The sequence below is a fragment of the Roseomonas sp. FDAARGOS_362 genome (genome assembly GCF_002754815.1).
GTDB lineage: Bacteria > Pseudomonadota > Alphaproteobacteria > Acetobacterales > Acetobacteraceae > Roseomonas > Roseomonas mucosa.
On record NZ_CP024588.1, the window covers coordinates 2,213,330 to 2,229,337 of the forward strand.

11 protein-coding genes are annotated in these 16,008 nt (G+C 69.9%); 5 read left to right on the plus strand and 6 right to left on the minus strand.

The window, feature by feature from the left end; all coding sequences use genetic code 11:
* Positions 1-199 precede the first annotated feature (199 nt).
* On the minus strand, positions 200-1,759 hold the full coding sequence (locus tag CTJ15_RS14945; protein WP_075821676.1) for an ABC transporter substrate-binding protein: 1,560 nt from the start codon (positions 1,757-1,759) through the stop codon (positions 200-202).
* Between the two features lie 152 nt (positions 1,760-1,911).
* On the opposite strand from CTJ15_RS14945, the gene CTJ15_RS14950 reads away from it, so the two are divergent.
* From CTJ15_RS14950 to CTJ15_RS14965, 4 genes are all read left to right on the plus strand, one after another.
* Positions 1,912-2,832, plus strand: a complete 921-nt coding sequence (locus CTJ15_RS14950; RefSeq protein ID WP_058390238.1) for a LysR family transcriptional regulator — start codon at positions 1,912-1,914, stop codon at positions 2,830-2,832.
* A gap of 60 nt (positions 2,833-2,892) precedes the next feature.
* Positions 2,893-4,173, plus strand: a complete 1,281-nt coding sequence (locus CTJ15_RS14955) for an ArgE/DapE family deacylase (protein WP_019460830.1) — start codon at positions 2,893-2,895, stop codon at positions 4,171-4,173.
* 163 nt (positions 4,174-4,336) lie between these two features.
* Positions 4,337-5,935 (plus strand): ABC transporter substrate-binding protein, encoded by a 1,599-nt coding sequence (locus CTJ15_RS14960; RefSeq protein ID WP_075821677.1) that lies wholly within the window; start codon positions 4,337-4,339, stop codon positions 5,933-5,935.
* 11 nt (positions 5,936-5,946) lie between these two features.
* Positions 5,947-7,563: a M20/M25/M40 family metallo-hydrolase gene (locus CTJ15_RS14965; protein ID WP_075821678.1), complete on the plus strand. Its 1,617-nt coding sequence runs from the start codon at positions 5,947-5,949 to the stop codon at positions 7,561-7,563.
* A 47-nt stretch (positions 7,564-7,610) separates the two neighbouring features.
* On the opposite strand, the gene CTJ15_RS14970 is transcribed toward CTJ15_RS14965, so the two are convergent.
* A complete protein-coding gene (locus CTJ15_RS14970; RefSeq protein ID WP_075821679.1) occupies positions 7,611-9,329 on the minus strand; it encodes a bifunctional aspartate transaminase/aspartate 4-decarboxylase in 1,719 nt (572 codons plus the stop codon).
* Positions 9,330-9,378: 49 nt separating this feature from the next.
* Positions 9,379-11,070: an aspartate-alanine antiporter gene (aspT, locus tag CTJ15_RS14975; RefSeq protein WP_019460826.1), complete on the minus strand. Its 1,692-nt coding sequence runs from the start codon at positions 11,068-11,070 to the stop codon at positions 9,379-9,381.
* A 606-nt stretch (positions 11,071-11,676) separates the two neighbouring features.
* Between aspT and hrcA the strand changes: the two genes are divergently transcribed.
* On the plus strand, positions 11,677-12,723 hold the full coding sequence (gene hrcA, locus CTJ15_RS14980; protein WP_019460825.1) for a heat-inducible transcriptional repressor HrcA: 1,047 nt from the start codon (positions 11,677-11,679) through the stop codon (positions 12,721-12,723).
* A gap of 333 nt (positions 12,724-13,056) precedes the next feature.
* On the opposite strand, the gene CTJ15_RS14985 is transcribed toward hrcA, so the two are convergent.
* The 3 genes from CTJ15_RS14985 to CTJ15_RS14995 form a co-directional block, all read right to left on the minus strand.
* On the minus strand, positions 13,057-13,788 hold the full coding sequence (locus CTJ15_RS14985; protein ID WP_019460824.1) for an SDR family oxidoreductase: 732 nt from the start codon (positions 13,786-13,788) through the stop codon (positions 13,057-13,059).
* 132 nt (positions 13,789-13,920) lie between these two features.
* Positions 13,921-14,934: a 2-keto-3-deoxygluconate transporter gene (kdgT, locus tag CTJ15_RS14990; protein ID WP_019460823.1), complete on the minus strand. Its 1,014-nt coding sequence runs from the start codon at positions 14,932-14,934 to the stop codon at positions 13,921-13,923.
* Positions 14,935-15,061: 127 nt separating this feature from the next.
* Positions 15,062-15,904, minus strand: coding sequence for a fumarylacetoacetate hydrolase family protein (locus tag CTJ15_RS14995; protein WP_019460822.1), 843 nt, complete (start codon positions 15,902-15,904; stop codon positions 15,062-15,064).
* Between the last annotated feature and the right edge of the window lie 104 nt (positions 15,905-16,008).

The window sequence follows — 16,008 nt, forward strand, 5'->3', positions numbered from 1 at the left end:
CGCCCCGAGGGAACAGGCGGAAAGCCCTGCCCCCGGGGCCTGTCCCCCTTCAGGCAGCCAGCGCGCGGCGCGCGGCGGCGGGATCGTTCACCAGGAAGCCGCTGGCCCCCTCCCCGGCCATGCGGCGCATGGGCGGCGGGCGAGTTCTAGCGGTGGAAGGCGGAACAGCCGCGATGCGCGACGATACGGGGATCGGGCATCAGGCGAAGCTCAGGTTATCCGGACGCAGGTCCATGAAGTAGAAGGTATAGGGACGCCAGCGGATGTTGGAGCGCACGGCATAGAGTTCGGCGGGCTGGTAGAGGATGGTGCCCGGCGCCTCGTCCTCCCAGGCATCGAGCATGGTGGCGAAGAGGGCGCGGCGCTTCGCCGGGTCGGTCTCTGCCTCCAGCGCATGGCCGGCGCGGTTGAAGGCCGCAGTGGAGGTCCAGGATTTCGAGACCTGGGGCGTGCTGCCGGGCCCCCAGCCGATCCAGATCGCGCCGAGCGGGTCCGGCAGGCGGGTGGAGTTGGACCAGTTGCTGATCTGGCCACCGGCCGCCGGGCGGAGCTGCGCGGCATTCTCCACCACCTGCAGGCGGACATTGAGGCCGACCGCCTTCCACATCTCAACCAGCACCTGCGCTGCCGGGAGGGCGTTGGTGTAGTAGTTGGCCTGGGTGCGGTAGGTGATCTCGGTGCCGTCATAGCCCGCCTCGCGCAGCAGCGCGCGGGCGCGGTCCGGGTCATAGCGCAGGCTGCGGCCCGGCAGGTACATGTCGCCGTATTCGGGGAAGTTGTGGCTGTGCGGCACCAGGGCGGCGCCGTTCCAGAGCGTCTTCACCAGCAACTCGCGGTCGATGGCGAGACCCAGCGCCTGGCGGACGCGCTTGTCGGAGAGGCCGGCGCCGCGCTGGTCGAAGACCAGGACATGGACATTGGCGAGCACCACGCTGCGCAGATCGATGCCGGAGCGGCCCTGAAGCTCCTCCACCTGGTCGGGCGGGATATTGGTGGCGAGGTCGATATCGCCGGCGAGCAGGGCGGCGGTGCGGCCGGCGACCTGCGGAATCCCGCGGAACTCCACCGCGCGGGCAGTCGGGCGGCCCATCCAGTAATCGTCGAAGGCGTCGAGCACGATCGCCTGGTCGCGGCGGAGGCTGCGCAGGCGGTAGGGGCCGGTGCCGACCGGGGCCTGGCCGAAGCCCTGCAGGCCGAGCTCCTCATAGGCGCGCTTGTTGACGATCCAGGAGCACCAGGAGGCGAGGCGCTGCTCCAGCAGGATATCGGGCACGCGGGTGCGGAAGCGGACGGCGAGCGGCCCTTCCGCGGTCACCGATTCCAGCGTGGGAAAATAGGACTTCGCCTCCACCAGCAACGGCTGGTCGCCCATCATGCGGCCGAAGGTGAAGACCACGTCCTCGGCGGCAAGCGTGTCACCGTTGTGGAAGCGCACGCCAGGGCGCAGCGTGACGAGCAGGTCGCGATCGCCTTCGCGCCGCCATGCCGTGGCCAGATGCGGCACGAGGCGGGCGCCGCCCCCATCCGGGGATGACAGGAAGTCACGCCGGATCAGCGTGTCGAAAACGGAATAGGTGATGCGTGTGCCGACATTGCTGAGCTCCTTGGCCGGCTCCAGCGTCGGCGGCAGGTCGGCGACCCCGATGCGCAGAACGGGGCGCGTGTCGGTGCCAGCCGCCTGGGCGCTGGCGGCGGCCGGCAGGCCGGGAAGGACGGCCGCGAGGCCGCCGCCCAGAAGGTGACGCCGCGTCGATCGCATGTTCCCCCGACTCCCCTGATCCGGTGCGCGGCGGAAACTGCGGCGGATCGGTGACAGGGCGATGACAGGCAGGCGTCAGGTGGATGATGATCGGGCGGGTGCCCGGCCCTTCGCAACCGGCCGGGGCACGATATGATCCCGCTTTTCCAAAGGTGGAGATCCTGCTGAAGCTCCCTCCCCTGGTGGCGTTGCGCGCCTTCCACGCGCTGGCCAGCACCGGCAGCGTGCGGGCGGCGGGCGAGGCGCTGGGGGTCAGCCACACGGTGGTGTCCCGCCATGTCCACAACCTGGAGCGGGCGCTGGGCGTGCCGCTGGTCGGCCCCTCCGGACGCGGGCTGGCCCTGACGGCGGAGGGCGCGCGTTTCGCGGCGCGGGTGGCGCCGCACCTGGCCGGGCTGGCGGAGGCGGCGGCGGACCTGCGCCGGCAGCGGCGGCCGCTGACCATCCGCTGCGTGCCGGGCTTCTCCAACGTGCGCGTGCTGCCCTGCCTGCCGGAGTTGCAGCGGCTGCTGCCCGGGCGCGAGGTGATGCTGGAGCCGCGCCTGTCCCGCGGCAGACCCGAGGGCGTCGAGGTGGATGTGGAGGTGGTGTACCTGGAGCACCTCGCCGTGCTGCCGCCGCTGCGGAGCGAGGAAATGGCGCAGCCGCGCGTCTTTCCCGTGATGAGCCCGGCCCTGCTGGCACGGCAGAGCATCCGCGACGTGGACGACCTGCTGCGCCTGCCGATGCTGCACGACGAATCCATGGACCTCTGGCGGCACTGGCTGCGGGCCATGCGCTGCCGCCGCCAGCCCTTCGGCTCCTGCCTCGGCACCGCGCACCTGGCGCTGGAGGCGGCGCGGCTGGGCCAGGGCGTGGCGCTGGCCAACGAGCTGCTGGTGGAGGAGGACCTGCGGCAAGGGCGGCTGGTGGAGCCCTTCCCCTCCGAGGTGCGGCCCAAATCCTATCACGTCCTGGCCGATACGCGCCGCTGGGAGGAGGAGGAGATCGTCACGGTGCGGGACTGGCTGCACGGCATGTGCGGGCGGGCCGGACGCACCGGTGCGGAAAAGGCACCGGTCCTCGCCAAATAGCTGATTGTGCCGCCTCACCGGCGCGCGATCATCGCGCCCTGCCGCAAAGGAGGTTCCCGCATGATCGACCCCGAACTCGCCGCCCGAATCGCCGAGGCGGTGGACCGGAACTTCGACGCGCAGATCGAGACGACGAAGCGCTTCTCCGCCATCCCCAGCACGCGCGGCGCCGAGGGCCCGGCCCAGGACATGATGGCCGACCTGCTGCGCGAGCGCGGCTACACGGTCGATGACTGGACGATCCGCATGGAGGATCTCGCCGGCCTGCCCGATTGCGGCGTGATCGAGCACGACTTCTCCCAGGCCCGGACCGTGGTGGGCACGCTGCGCCCGGCGCAGGAAACGGGCCGCTCGCTGATCCTGCAGGGGCATTGCGACGTGGTGCCGGCGGGTCCGCTGGACATGTGGGACACGCCGCCCTTCAGCCCGGTGGTGAAGGATGGCTGGATGTACGGGCGCGGGGCGGGCGACATGAAGTCCGGCACCATCGCCGCGCTCTACGCGGTCGAGGCGGTGCGGCAGGCGGGCTACAGCCTCAAGGGGCGGCTGCATTTCCAGTCGGTGATCGAGGAGGAAAGCACCGGGGTCGGCGCGCTCTCGACGCTGCAACGCGGCTACCGCGCCGATTGCGCGCTGCTGCCGGAGCCGAGCAACCGGACGATCACCGATGTCTGCGTCGGCGTGCTCTGGTTCCGGCTGAAGGTGCGCGGCATCCCGGCGCATGTGGCCTATGCCAGCGACGGCTCCAACGCCATCAAGGCGGCCTACCGGCTGATCCAGGGCCTGGAGGGGCTGGAGGAGGACTGGAACCGGCGGGCGAAGAGCGACCCGCATTACGGCGCCATGGAGCACCCGCTGAACTTCAACCCGGGCATCATCAAGGGCGGCGACTGGGCCTCCTCCGTGCCCGCCTGGTGCGACGTGGATTGCCGTATCGCGATCCTGCCCGGCTGGGACGTCGATGCCTGCCGCAAGGAGATCGCCGACTGCGTGGCGGCCACGGCGCAGAAGGATGCCTTTCTTGCCAACAACCCGCCGGAGGTGGTCTGGTCGGGCTATCTCTCGCGCGGCTACGTGCTGGAGAATGCCGAGGCGCCGGTGGCGCTGCTGCGCGAGGCGAACGCGGCCTTCGGCGGGGGCGAGCTGAGGAGCCGGGCCGGCACCGGGCTGAACGATGCCCGCTTCTACAGCCTGTTCTACGGCATCCCGGCCTTCTGCTATGGGCCGAAGGCGGAACAGGTGCATGGCTTCAACGAGCGGGTGGAGATCGAATCCATCCGCGGCACCACCAAGAGCATCGCCGCCTTCGTGGCGGGATGGTGCGGCGCCGGGCGAAGCTAGAACCGCGCTGCCTGGGAGCGGACAAAGAGCCCGGGGAAAAGGCGGCGCCTTTCCACCCGGGGGTCACACGGCGGAACCGGGACGCCGGGCGCCCCAGGGCGCCGGGCATGGCATCGTGACAGGCTGGCGGGCCAAGCCGCTAGGCGCAGAAGGACGACGGAACATGCAGAGACGCAGCCTGCTCAAGGGAAGTGGCGCGATCCTGGGAGGAGCGGTGGCGTCGCTCGCCGCGCCGGCGAAGCTGCGCGCGGCCTCGCAGACCACGCTGCGCTTCATCCCGCAGATCGACCTCGTCTATCTCGATCCGGTCTACACCACGCCCTATGTGTCGCGGAACCACGGCTACCTGGTCTTCGACACGCTCTACGGCATGGACGGCAACTTCCAGCCGCAGCCGCAGATGCTGGAGGGGCACCGGATCGCCCAGGACGGGAAGCAGTGGGACCTGACGCTCCGTCCCGGGCTGCTCTGGCATGACGGGGAGAAGGTTCTGGCCCGGGACTGCGTCGCCTCGATCCGGCGCTGGGCGAAGCGCGACCCCTTCGGCGCCACGCTGATCGCCACCACGGACGAGCTTTCCGCGCCCGACGACCGCACCATCCGCTTCCGGCTGAAGCGGTCCTTTCCGCTGCTGCCGGCGGCGCTGGGCAAGACGCCCTCGCTGATGTGCGCGATGATGCCGGAACGGCTGGCAAGGACGGACGCCTTCCAGCAGGTGCCGGAGCTGATCGGCAGCGGGCCCTTCCGCTTCAAGGCGGATGAGCGCGTGCCGGGGGCGCGCAACGTCTATGAGAAGTTCGCCGGCTACAAGCCGCGGGAAGGCGGCACGCCGGACTGGACGGCCGGGCCGAAGATCGTCCACTACGACCGCGTGGTGTGGAACACCATGCCGGATATCGGCACCGCCACCGCCGCCCTGCAGAACGGCGAGCAGGACTGGATGGAATACGCCTACCACGACATGCTGCCCCTGTTGCGGAGCATGAAGGACGTGACGGTGCAGGTGCCGGACCCGACCGGCATGGTGACCATGCTGCGGGTCAACCACCTGCAGCCGCCCTTCGACAATCCCGCGATCCGCCGCGCGCTGCTGCGCGCGATCGACCAGACCTCCTACATGCAGGCGCTGACCGGCGGCGACCCGGCGCTGTTCCATGTGCCGCTCGGCTTCTTCTGCCCGAACACGCCGATGGCGAGCGAGACGGGGCTGGAGGTGTTCAACCCGCCGCACGACCTCGCCAAGGTGAAGAGCGACCTGGCCGCCGCCGGCTACAAGGGCGAGAAGGTGGTGCTGATGGTGCCGGCCGACAGCCCGACGCTGAAGTCGCAGGGCGATGTCGCCGCGGACATGCTGAAGCAGGCCGGCTTCAACGTGGACTACCTGGCGCTGGACTGGGGCACGATGCTGACCCGGCGCAACCGCAAGGACGCGGCCGAGCAGGGCGGCTGGAATGCCTTCGTCACGAGCTGGGCTGGCACGGACTGGCTGAATCCGGCAGGGCATATCGCCCTGCGCGGCAATGGCGAGGCGGGCTATGCCGGCTGGTCCACCAGCCCGCGCACGGAGGAGCTGCGCGACGCCTGGTTCCAGGCGCCGGACGAGGCGGCGCAGAAGGCGATCTGCACCGAGATCCAGAAGCAGTGCCTGGTCGACGTGCCCTTCTACCCGCTGGGCCAGTACATCCAGCCCACCGCCTATCGCAAGTCGATCACCGGGGTGCTGAACGGCTTCCCGACCTTCTGGAACGTTCGGCCGGCCTGAGGAGACGTCGCATGGAAAAGCACGAGGCGCTGCGCCGGCACGCGCTGGACTGGATCGCCGCGAACGAGGCGCGGCTTTCCGCTTTCAACGCGCGGATCTGGGCACATGCGGAACCCGCTTGGCGCGAGTACCGCTCGGTCCGGGACTACGTGGAGATCCTCCGCGCCGAGGGTTTCGAGGTCGAGGAAGGCTCGGGCGGCATGCCCACCGCCTTCGCCGCGCGCTGGACGCAAGGGGAAGGCCAGGGGGAAGGCGGGCCGGTGCTGGCCGGCTTCTCGGAATACGACGCGGTGCCGGGGAACTCGCAGCAGGCCGTCCCCTACCCCGCCCCGCGCGAGGGGCTGCACCCCTATGCCGCCGGGCACACCGACCCGCATTCGGTGCTGGGCACCGCCTCGCTCGCCGCGATGCTGGCGGCGAAATCGGCGATGCAGGCACAGGGGACACCGGGCACGCTGAAGCTGTTCGGCGAGCCGGCGGAAAAGGTCTGCGGCTCCAAGCCCTTCCACGCCGCGCGGGGCTATTACGACGGGCTGGACGCGGCGGTGGTCTGGCATCCCTGGCCGCTGAACACGGTGACCGGGGAAACGCATTTCGGCGCCTACTGGAGCGCGGTGATCAGCTTCGAATCCGAGGCGCCGGAACGCTGGGTCGATCCCGCGCTGATGCCGATCGACGCGGCCCATGCGGTGGCACGCTCGCCCGGCGCGCTGGATGCGATGTGCCTGATGTACACGATGACGAAGTACACCAAGGAGGCGATGTTCCCCCATGCCGGCTCCTGGACGCTGAACGAGTTCGTGCTCGGCGATGCGGGCGCGACCTCGGACAACCTCACCCCGCGCTTCTCGCAGATCCAGTATTCCTGGCGCAGTTCGGCGCTGGAGATCCAGGAGCAGATCTGGCGCGTGCTGGCCAACAACGCGCGGCAGGCGGCGGCCACCACGGGCTGCCGCGCCTTCGTGCGCTGGGTGACGAAGACGCGCGTCGGGCTGCCCAACAGCGCGATGACGGAGATCACCTGGCGCAACCTCCAGGCCGTCGGCGCCCCCGCCTATTCCCGGGAGGCGCTGGAATTCGGGCGGGAGATCCAGCGCAACCTGGGGCTGGCGCCGATGGAGGATCCCTTCATCGCGGGGGTCACGAAGCTGACGCCGCCCGAGGAATACGAGGCGGCGCAGCGCGCCGGCCTCCCCTCCTGGCAGAAGCACCTGAGCGCCGACGACTATGTCGAATATTCCTGGCACGCGCCCACGGTGCGGCTGCTGGCGGCGCGCCCCCGGCTGCGGCCGCCCTCGCCGGGCTACAGCTACCCGGCCTGGGCCTACAACGCGCTGGGCGGGCTGCCGGCGGCCATGGACCCGGGGATGTTCGCGGCGGCGCGCACCATGGCACTGACGCTGCTCGACCTCGCCGGACGGCCGGAGTTGCTGGAAGCGGCGCAGGCGGAATTCCGCGAGCGCACGGGCGGCGGGGTCGGCGGCACGCGCTGGGTGGGGCCGCTGCTGCCGCCCGGCCTCGATCCGCCGGTGGACCTGCGCTGGCCGGAATACGTCACCACGGCACGGGGCGAGGAATGGTGCTTCCCGACCCCCCATGCCGGGACGGGAGCCGGGGAGCCGCTCTGACCCCTGGCGACCGACGCGCCGTCATCCCTTCTCGCCGAGTCCTCGATTCAGGGTTCTTCTTCCGTCATGCCCGCATGGGATGTGATGCCGGCGCCCCGCTCCTCTCCCGGCCCCTCCCCCTTGGAGGTCCTGGTCCCGGCGATCGGGGATGCCTGTGGAGCGGCGTCCCGCCGCCCGCCGGATTTCAGGAAGGTCCCGTGCAACTCGGCGGCGAGGCCCCGTAGCGACCGGCCGATGGCGGCGTACTGGTACTCGTTCAGGTTGGCGAGGGAGGCGCGGCCCGAGGGATGCGGCGCGCCGAAGCCCTTGCCGGGCAGCAGGACGATGCCGGTCTCGGCGGCGACGCGGAACAGGATCTCGGTGGGGTTCTGCGTGTCGCGCACCCAGTCGGCGAAGTCGCGGCCATAGAGGCCGAGCGTCACCTTCTCCAGGTCGATCAGCGTGTAGTAGTCCACCGAATTCGCGTCGTCGTCGATCGGCACGCCAAGCTCGCGGTAGAGCGCCTTCTTGCGGCTGCGGATGACCTTCTTCAGCGCGGCCTTGTAGCTGTCCTTGCCGTCCATCAGCGCGAAGAGCGAGAAGAGCAGCATCTGCACCTGCTGCGGCGTGGAGAGCCCCGCCGTGTGGTTCAGCGCGACGCTGCGGCTGTCCGCCACCAGGCGGTCGAGGAAGGCGAGATTGCGCGGATCGGGAGTGAGCGAGCGGTAGCGTTCGTCGAGCGCCTTCCTGTCCTCCTCCGGCAGGCTGGCCAGGGCGCGGTCGAGCACGTTGTCGCGGTGCATGGCGATCACGCCGAGGCGCCAGCCGGTGGCACCGAAATACTTGGAGAAGGAATAGACCAGCGCGGTGTTGCGCGGGCAGCGGGCGAAGAGGGATTCGAAATCGTCGGCGAAGGTGCCGTAGACATCGTCGGTGAGGATGATCAGGTCCGGCCGCTTCTCCGAGACGATGGCCGCGATGGCCTCCAACCCCTTCGCGTCGATCTTCACCGAAGGCGGGTTGCTGGGGTTGGTGACGAAGAAGACCTTCACCGCCGGATCGGCCAGCTTGTCCAGCTCCGCCTGCGGGAACTGCCAGCCCATCTCCGGATCGGCATTCACCGGCACCTCGACGAGCCGGTAATCGGAGAGTTCCGGGATCTCGATATAGGGGGTGAAGACCGGCATGCCGATGGCGACCTTGTCGCCGGGCGCGATCAGCCGGTTCTCCCGCAGCGAGTTGAAGATGTAGGTCATGGCGGCGGTGCCGCCCTCCACCGCGAAGAGATCGACATCGGCGGAGGACAGCAGGCCGCCCACCATCTCCTTCACGATGTATTCGCGCACCACCTTCTCGGTCAGTTTCAGCATGCGCGGCGGCACGGGGTATTCGCAGCCGAGGATGGCCTCGGTGATCTCGTGGACGAACTCCGCCTCGGGCAGCCCGATCTGGTCCCGCACATAGGAGACGGCGCGGCGCAGGAAGGCGGCGCCGGGATCGTCGCGGTGGCGGGCGACGAAGCTCTCGAAACGGCCGGTGATGCCATCCAGGTGCGGCAGGCCGCCCACGCCCTCCGGCATGTAGGAGAAGGACATCTCCGATTCCTCCACCGCGAAGCGGCCCAGGGCGAAGAAGGCCCGGCGCGGCAGGGTGGCAAGGAAATTCGGGTTGCCGCGCCCGGCATTGAGCATGGTGCGGCTGGCCTGGCTGGAGGCGAGGCTGATCAGCGTGTCCTTCAGCTCGAAGGGGCTGAGCTGCGCGAGCCTGGCATAGTCGATCTCGGTCATGGCACTTCCCCGGTGGGAGAGAGGGAGGGATCGGGCTTCTGCGGGGGCGTCAGGCGAGCAGCATGATGATGACCATGCCCCAGATGGTCAGCAGCGTGTTCCCGATGGCATAGGTCACGGTGTAGCCGAGGGCCGGGACCTGGCTCTTCGCGCGGTCCGTGATCATGCCGAGGGCGGCGGTGGTCGTGCGCGCCCCGGCGCAGCAACCGAGGACGAGCGCATCGTCGAAGCGGAAGACGTACTTGCCGATATAGAGCGCGAGGATCAGCGGCACCGAGGTGGCGAAGATGCCCCAGAGGAAGAGGCTGATCCCCAGTTCCCGCACGCCGGCGACGAAGCCGGGCCCGGCGGTGATCCCGACCACGGCGATGAACACGTTCAGCCCGACCGAGTTCATGAACCAGACCGTGGCGGGCGGGATGCGCCCGAAGGTGGGATGGATCGAGCGGAGCCAGCCGAAGAACAGCCCGGAGATCAGCGCGCCGCCAGCGGTGGAGAGGGTGAGCGGCACGGCGCCGACACGCCAGACCAGGGCCCCGACCAGGGTGCCGAGGGCAATGGCGGCGCCGATGAAGGCGACGTCGGCGGTGTTGCCGCGCTGGTCGGCATGGCCGAGGGCGCGGGCCGAGGCCGCGATCTCCTGCGTGCGGCCAACCAGCGTCAGGACGTCGCCGCGATGGATCCGCGTGGCGGGCAGGACGGGGATCTCCGTGCCGGTGGCGCCGCGGCGGATGCGGCGCAGGAAGACGCCATGCGCCGCGGGCTGGTGGCTCAGCTCCGCCAGGGTCCTGTTGTCGACGGCCTTCTGCGTGACGACGACATCGACGCCCTCCATCGGGACGCTCAGCAGCTCCGGATCATCAACCTCCGTGGCCGCGTGGCCCAGGAGATCGACCATCACGCCACGCGGCCCCGAGACGGCCACGACATCGCCCGCCTGCAGCACCGTGTCCGCCCTGGCCTCGACGACCTTCCCGTCCCGGCGCAGGCGCTCCACGAAGAGGCGGGCCTGCGGATAGCTGGCCTCGGCCGCCGCGGCGGTCTGCCCGACCACCCGCATGCCCGCCTCCAGCCGATAGGCGCGCAGCACGTAATGGTGCCAGGCGCTGCCCTCCCCGCCCGGTTCCGGCTTGCCGCCCATGCGCGCCTCATAGGCCTTGCAGGCGGCCTCCAGGTCGAAGCCCAGCAGCTTCGGCCCCAGCAGCGCCAGGATCAGGGCGGAGCCGATGGTGCCGTAGATGTAGGTGACGGCATAGGCGACCGGCATGGCATCCAGCAGCGGCTTGGCCTGTTCCGGCGGCAGGCCCAGCCGGTTCACCGCGTCCGTGGCGAGGCCGAGCGAGGCGGAGATGGTCTGGGAGCCGGCGAAGAGCCCCGCCGAGAAGCCCAGGTCGTAGCCGGCGATGCGGGCGGCCAGCCAGGAGGCGCCAAGGCAGAGAAGGCAGACCACCGCCGAGAAGACCGCCTGCGGCACGCCGTCCCGGGCGATGCCGCGAACGAATTGCGGCCCGACACCATAGCCGATGGCGAAGAGGAACATCAGGAAGAAGATGGATTTCACGTTGGCCGAGATCGTGATGCCGAGCTGGCCGATCAGGATCGCGGCGAGCAGCGTCGCGGTGACGGCGCCGAGGCCGATCCCCCGGATGCTGAAAGCACCGACATAATAGCCGATCGCCAGGGAAAGGAAGACGGCGATCTCCGGATAGGTCCGGAGCGTCTCGACGAGCCACGTCCACATCGGCGAGGGACTCCCGGACGAAGGCTGGCCTTCGGGACAGGATTGTCCCTGCGGGCCATCGAAGGCCCGGCGCTACGGAGGACGCTGGGCCGGAGTTTTCCCGCCCGCGGCGTCGCCCCGTCCAGGGAGCGGCACCGGTGGCGCATGGCCAGCGCAGCGGGCTTGCGGGGCCCCTGCGTTTCTCCTGGCGGATCATGGGGAAGCCCGCGCGTCTGCCAACCCAATTCCCGGTGTGCGGCCCCCGGCGGGGGCCCGGGCGCGGCATGGGTGGGACCGTGCTGGGCAAACCTTGCCTTGCAGCAGGAACAATGACTTGCCGGTGCAGCAGGAGGAGCAGTCTACGTTTCGATACCGGTTCAACTTCCAGCGAGCCCAGGCGGCAACCCGCCAGCCGCCCGCCTTGAGAGACGGCGAGCCGCAGGTTCCCGCCAGACCCGCCATGGGCCGTGGCAAACATCGCGCGCCGGCCCCATCTCCGCCCGCCCCGCCATGGGCGGCGATTGACCCGGTGGGGGAGCCTACCTACCTTCCTACCGTGCTGGAACATTTCTTGCTGCCTGCTGGGACATGTCCCCTGAGGGCCGAGCGCACCGGAACCCGGGAGGCATGATCTCGAGCAACCTGGAAAAGGCGTTGGACGGGCGCGGCGCGGCGGTCCTGCGCCAGATCGTGGAGCTCTACGTGGAAACCGGGGAGCCGGTGGGCTCGCGCACCCTGTCGCGCCGCCTGCCGCATGCCCTCTCCCCCGCCACCATCCGCAACGTGATGGCGGATCTGGAGGAAGCCGGCCTGCTCTTCGCCCCGCATACCAGCGCCGGGCGGCTGCCCACCGAGCGGGGCCTCCGCCTCTTCGTGGACGGGCTGCTGGAATTCGGCCAGCTGACCGAGCAGGAGCGGGAGGCCATCACCGCCCGCTGCGCGGCCTCCGGACGCTCGCTGCACGACACGCTGGGCGAGGCGGGGCGGATGCTGTCCGGCCTGGCCGGGGCGGCGGGCCTGGTCGTGGCGCCCAAGACCAACAGCCCGGTGCGGCATATCGAGTTCGTGGCCCTGGGTCCCGGCCGGGCGCTGGTGATCCTGGTGAGCGAGAACGGGCAGGTGGAGAACCGGGTGATCGAGGTGCCGGCCGGATTGCCGACCGGCTCGCTCACCCAGGCCACCAACTACCTGAACCACCGGCTGAACGGCCGCACGCTGGACGAGACGCGCGAGGAGGTGAACCGCGAGATCACGGCGAACCGCAGCGCACTCGACGAGCTGACGGCGCAGGTGGTGGAATCCGGCCTCGGCATCTGGTCCGGCGGCGGCGGCGGGTCGCTGATCCTGCGCGGGCAGTCGCGGCTGCTGGAGAACCTGGACCAGACGCAGAAGATCGGGGAAATCCAGGCGCTGTTCGACCAGCTGGAGGCGCAGGAAACCATGCTGCGCCTGCTGGAGCTGGTACAGCGCGGCGAGGGCGTGCAGATCTTCATCGGTGCGGAAAGCGGGCTGTTCGATGCTTCCGGCGTCTCGATGATCGTGGCCCCCTTCCGCAACTCCCAGGAACGCATCGTCGGCGCGGTCGGCGTGGTCGGGCCGACGCGGATCAACTACCGCCGGATCATCCCGGTGGTGGACTACACCGCCGGGGTGATCGGCCGCCTGCTGGGCTGAAAGGGATCTGCCCGGTCCCCTGCCCTGGGCAGCTGTGTCCCATCCCCGAGGGAAGCTCCGCCTTTCGCTGGCACCGATGGCAAGCCCAGCCTGCAGCCCGATCCGGCAGAGCAGCTGGATCGGCGCGTTCCCGAAAAAGAACAACACCCTGTCCACGCTGCTGGCGCCCGCAGCCGCCAAAGAGCGTGGCTCTCCGGCGCGATCCGGCCGCAGCAGGCGCCAACGAACGGGGGCCAGGGCGCGCAGCGTCCTGGCGGATCAGGGGGCGCGGGGGAAAAGGCGGAGCCTTGTCCCCCGGGACGGCGCAGCGCCCGAAGCGACGCGCCGCCGAAGCTACATCGTCCAGCCACCGTCGATGACGTGGATCTGCCCGGTGGTATAGGTGGCGGTGGCCAGATAGAGGGCGAGATCGGCGATTTCCTCCGGCTGGCCGATGCGGCCGATCGGCTGACGGGCGATGAAGGCGGCGCGAGCGCCCTCGTAGTCGCCGCCGGCGGCCAGGCGCTGCTGCAGCGAGGGGCTTTCCACCGTGCCGGGGCAGATGGCGTTGCAGCGGATGCCGCGCGTCACATAGTCGGCGGCGATGGACTTGGTGAGGCCGACCACGGCGGCCTTGCTGGTCTGGTAGGCGAAGCGGTTGGGCACGCCCTTCACGCTGGAGGCCACCGAGGACATGTTGATGATGCAGCCGTCGCCACGTTCCAGCATGCCGGGCAGGACGGCGCGGCTGGTGCGGACCAGGGCCTTCACGTTCAGGTCCAGGGCGAAGTCCAGATCCGCGTCCGGCATCTCCAGGATCGTGCCGCCATGGACGACGCCCGCGCAGTTGAACAGCACGTCCACGCGGCCGATCGCGGCCATGGCGTCCCGCACGGCGGCATCGTCGAGCACATTCAGCACGCGGCGCTCGATGCCCGGGCCTTCCAGCTCCTCCAGCTTCGCCGCGTTGACATCGGTGGCGACGACCTTCGCGCCGGCACGGGCGAAAAGCTCCGCCGTGGCGCGGCCGATGCCCTGCGCCGCGCCGGTGATCACGGCGGTCTTGCCGTCCAGACTGAGAGTCATGTGTCTTCTCCCGCTCGAATACCTGTGGAGCCTGGCCCATTCCGTCGGGGCGTGGAGCCGGCTCCCGCATGTCACGGCATGGCACGCGGGATGCGCCCCGCGGGCCATGCCGTCGTGAAGGGGCGGCCGCGCTCAGTCCGCCGGATGCATGTGCAGGGCGGGCATCGGGTCGTCCGCCCGTCCCTTCTCCGCCATGCCCTGGCCGAACTGCCGGTACCAGAGGCCGGTGAGGATCGGCACCAGGAGGGAGGTAACGATGATGCAGATCGCCACCAGCACCGTGGCGGTCTGGGCCACCGGCATGAACTGCGGGGCGACGGCGGCGATGGCCAGCGGATTGGCCGCGGCGGCACCGGCGGTGGAGGAAGCGGCGATGCCGGCCGTGCCGGTGCCGCCACCGATGATCCGGTCGGCCAGGATCAGCGGAATGCCGGTCAGCACGATGACCGCCAGGGCGAGCACCACGCCAAGGCCGGCCAGCGGCGAGAGCAGCGTGTTCAGGTCGATCGTGTTGCCGAGCGAGAAGGCGAAGAAGGGGATCATCAGCTGGCCGCCGGGCGCGAAGAAGGCGCGCAGCTTGGGATCGAGGTTGCCGAGGGCGAAGCCGACCAGGAAGGGCAGCACGGCGCCGACGAAGATCTGCGGCTCGAAATGCGCGGCCCCGGAGGCGCCGAGGATGATCATGCTCATCAGCGGGCCGGATTCGATGGAGGTGAGGACGAAGGCGCCCGCTTCCTCCTTCGTGCCATAGCTCTGCATCAGCGAGGCATAGAGGCCGCCATTCGTCATATCCATGGCGCAGACGATGGCCAGGATGGAGAGGCCCGCGAAGAAGCCTGTCTGGATGCCCTCGGCCGGAATGAACATCGAGGCGACGAGGGTGATGATCCAGGCGGCGACAAGCTTGGTGAGGACCAGGGTGCCGGATTTCCGCAGCACCGTGCCGGTGGCGGAAAGCTTGATCGAGGCGCCCATGCAGAAGAACCACACGGCCAGGATCGGGATCACGCCCGTCATGATGCCCTGGGTGAAGCCCTTGAAGTAGAGCGGCGCCCCGGGGGCGAAGGTCTTGCACAGCGCGCCGAGCAGGAGCGGCATCAGCATCAGCCCGCCGGGGATCCTGTCGATCGTATCCTTGATTCTCATGGACGTAGCCTCACGCTTCCTGGTTACGGGGCGGGGGCGCCCGGTCCGCGGGCGCCGCTCCTGCCCTCCGGCCCCGCCCTTCTCCGGGTCGGTGGCCGGGTCTGCTGGTTGGCCGGAGCCGGGTGGCTCAGCCGGCCGAGACGCGCTGCTGCTGCGCGCCCAGGCCCTGGATCTCCACGCGCATCCTGTCGCCGCCGCGCAGGTAGCGGGGGGGCTTCATGCCCATGCCGACGCCCGGCGGGGTGCCGGTGGTGATGACGTCGCCCGGCATCAGCGCCATGAAGCGCGAGATGTAGGAGACGAGGAAGGGCACCTGGAAGACCATGGTGCGGGTGGAGCCGTCCTGCACCGTCTCGCCATTCACGGCGAGGGTCATGCGCAGGTCCTGGACATCGCCGATCTCGTCCTTCGTCACCAGCCAGGGGCCGAGCGGGCCGAAGGTCGGGCAGCCCTTGCCCTTGGTCCACTGCCCGCCGCGCTCAAGCTGGTATTCCCGCTCGGACACGTCGTTGCAGACGCAGTAGCCGGCGACATGGTCCAGCGCCTCGGCCTCGGAGACATAGGAGGCGCGCTCGCCGATCACCACGGCGAGCTCCACCTCCCAGTCGGACTTCGTGGAGCCGGGCGGCAGCAGCACGGTGTCGTCCGGCCCGACGATGCAGGAGGGAGCCTTGTTGAAGAGAACCGGCTCGCTGGGCACCGCCATGCCGCTCTCGGCCGCATGGTCGGCATAGTTCAGCCCGACGGCGATGAAATTGCCCGTGCCGGCGACGCAGGCGCCAAGACGGACGCCTTCGGGGGCCAGGGGCAGGTCGGCGGGGCTGAGGTCGCGCAGGCGGGCGAGGCCATCGCGGGACAGCACCGGGCCGCCAATGTCGGGCACCACGGCGGAAAGGTCACGGATGCGGCCATCGGCATCGACGAGGCCGGGCTTCTCGGCGCCGGGTGAACCGAAACGAACGAGCTTCAAGACGCTGTCTCCCTGAACAAGCGGCCCCTGGCCAGGACCGTCGGCCGCTCTTTTCACGAGTCTGGAACCTTGGTGCAGGCTTCCCGCTGAACTTACGAAATGTC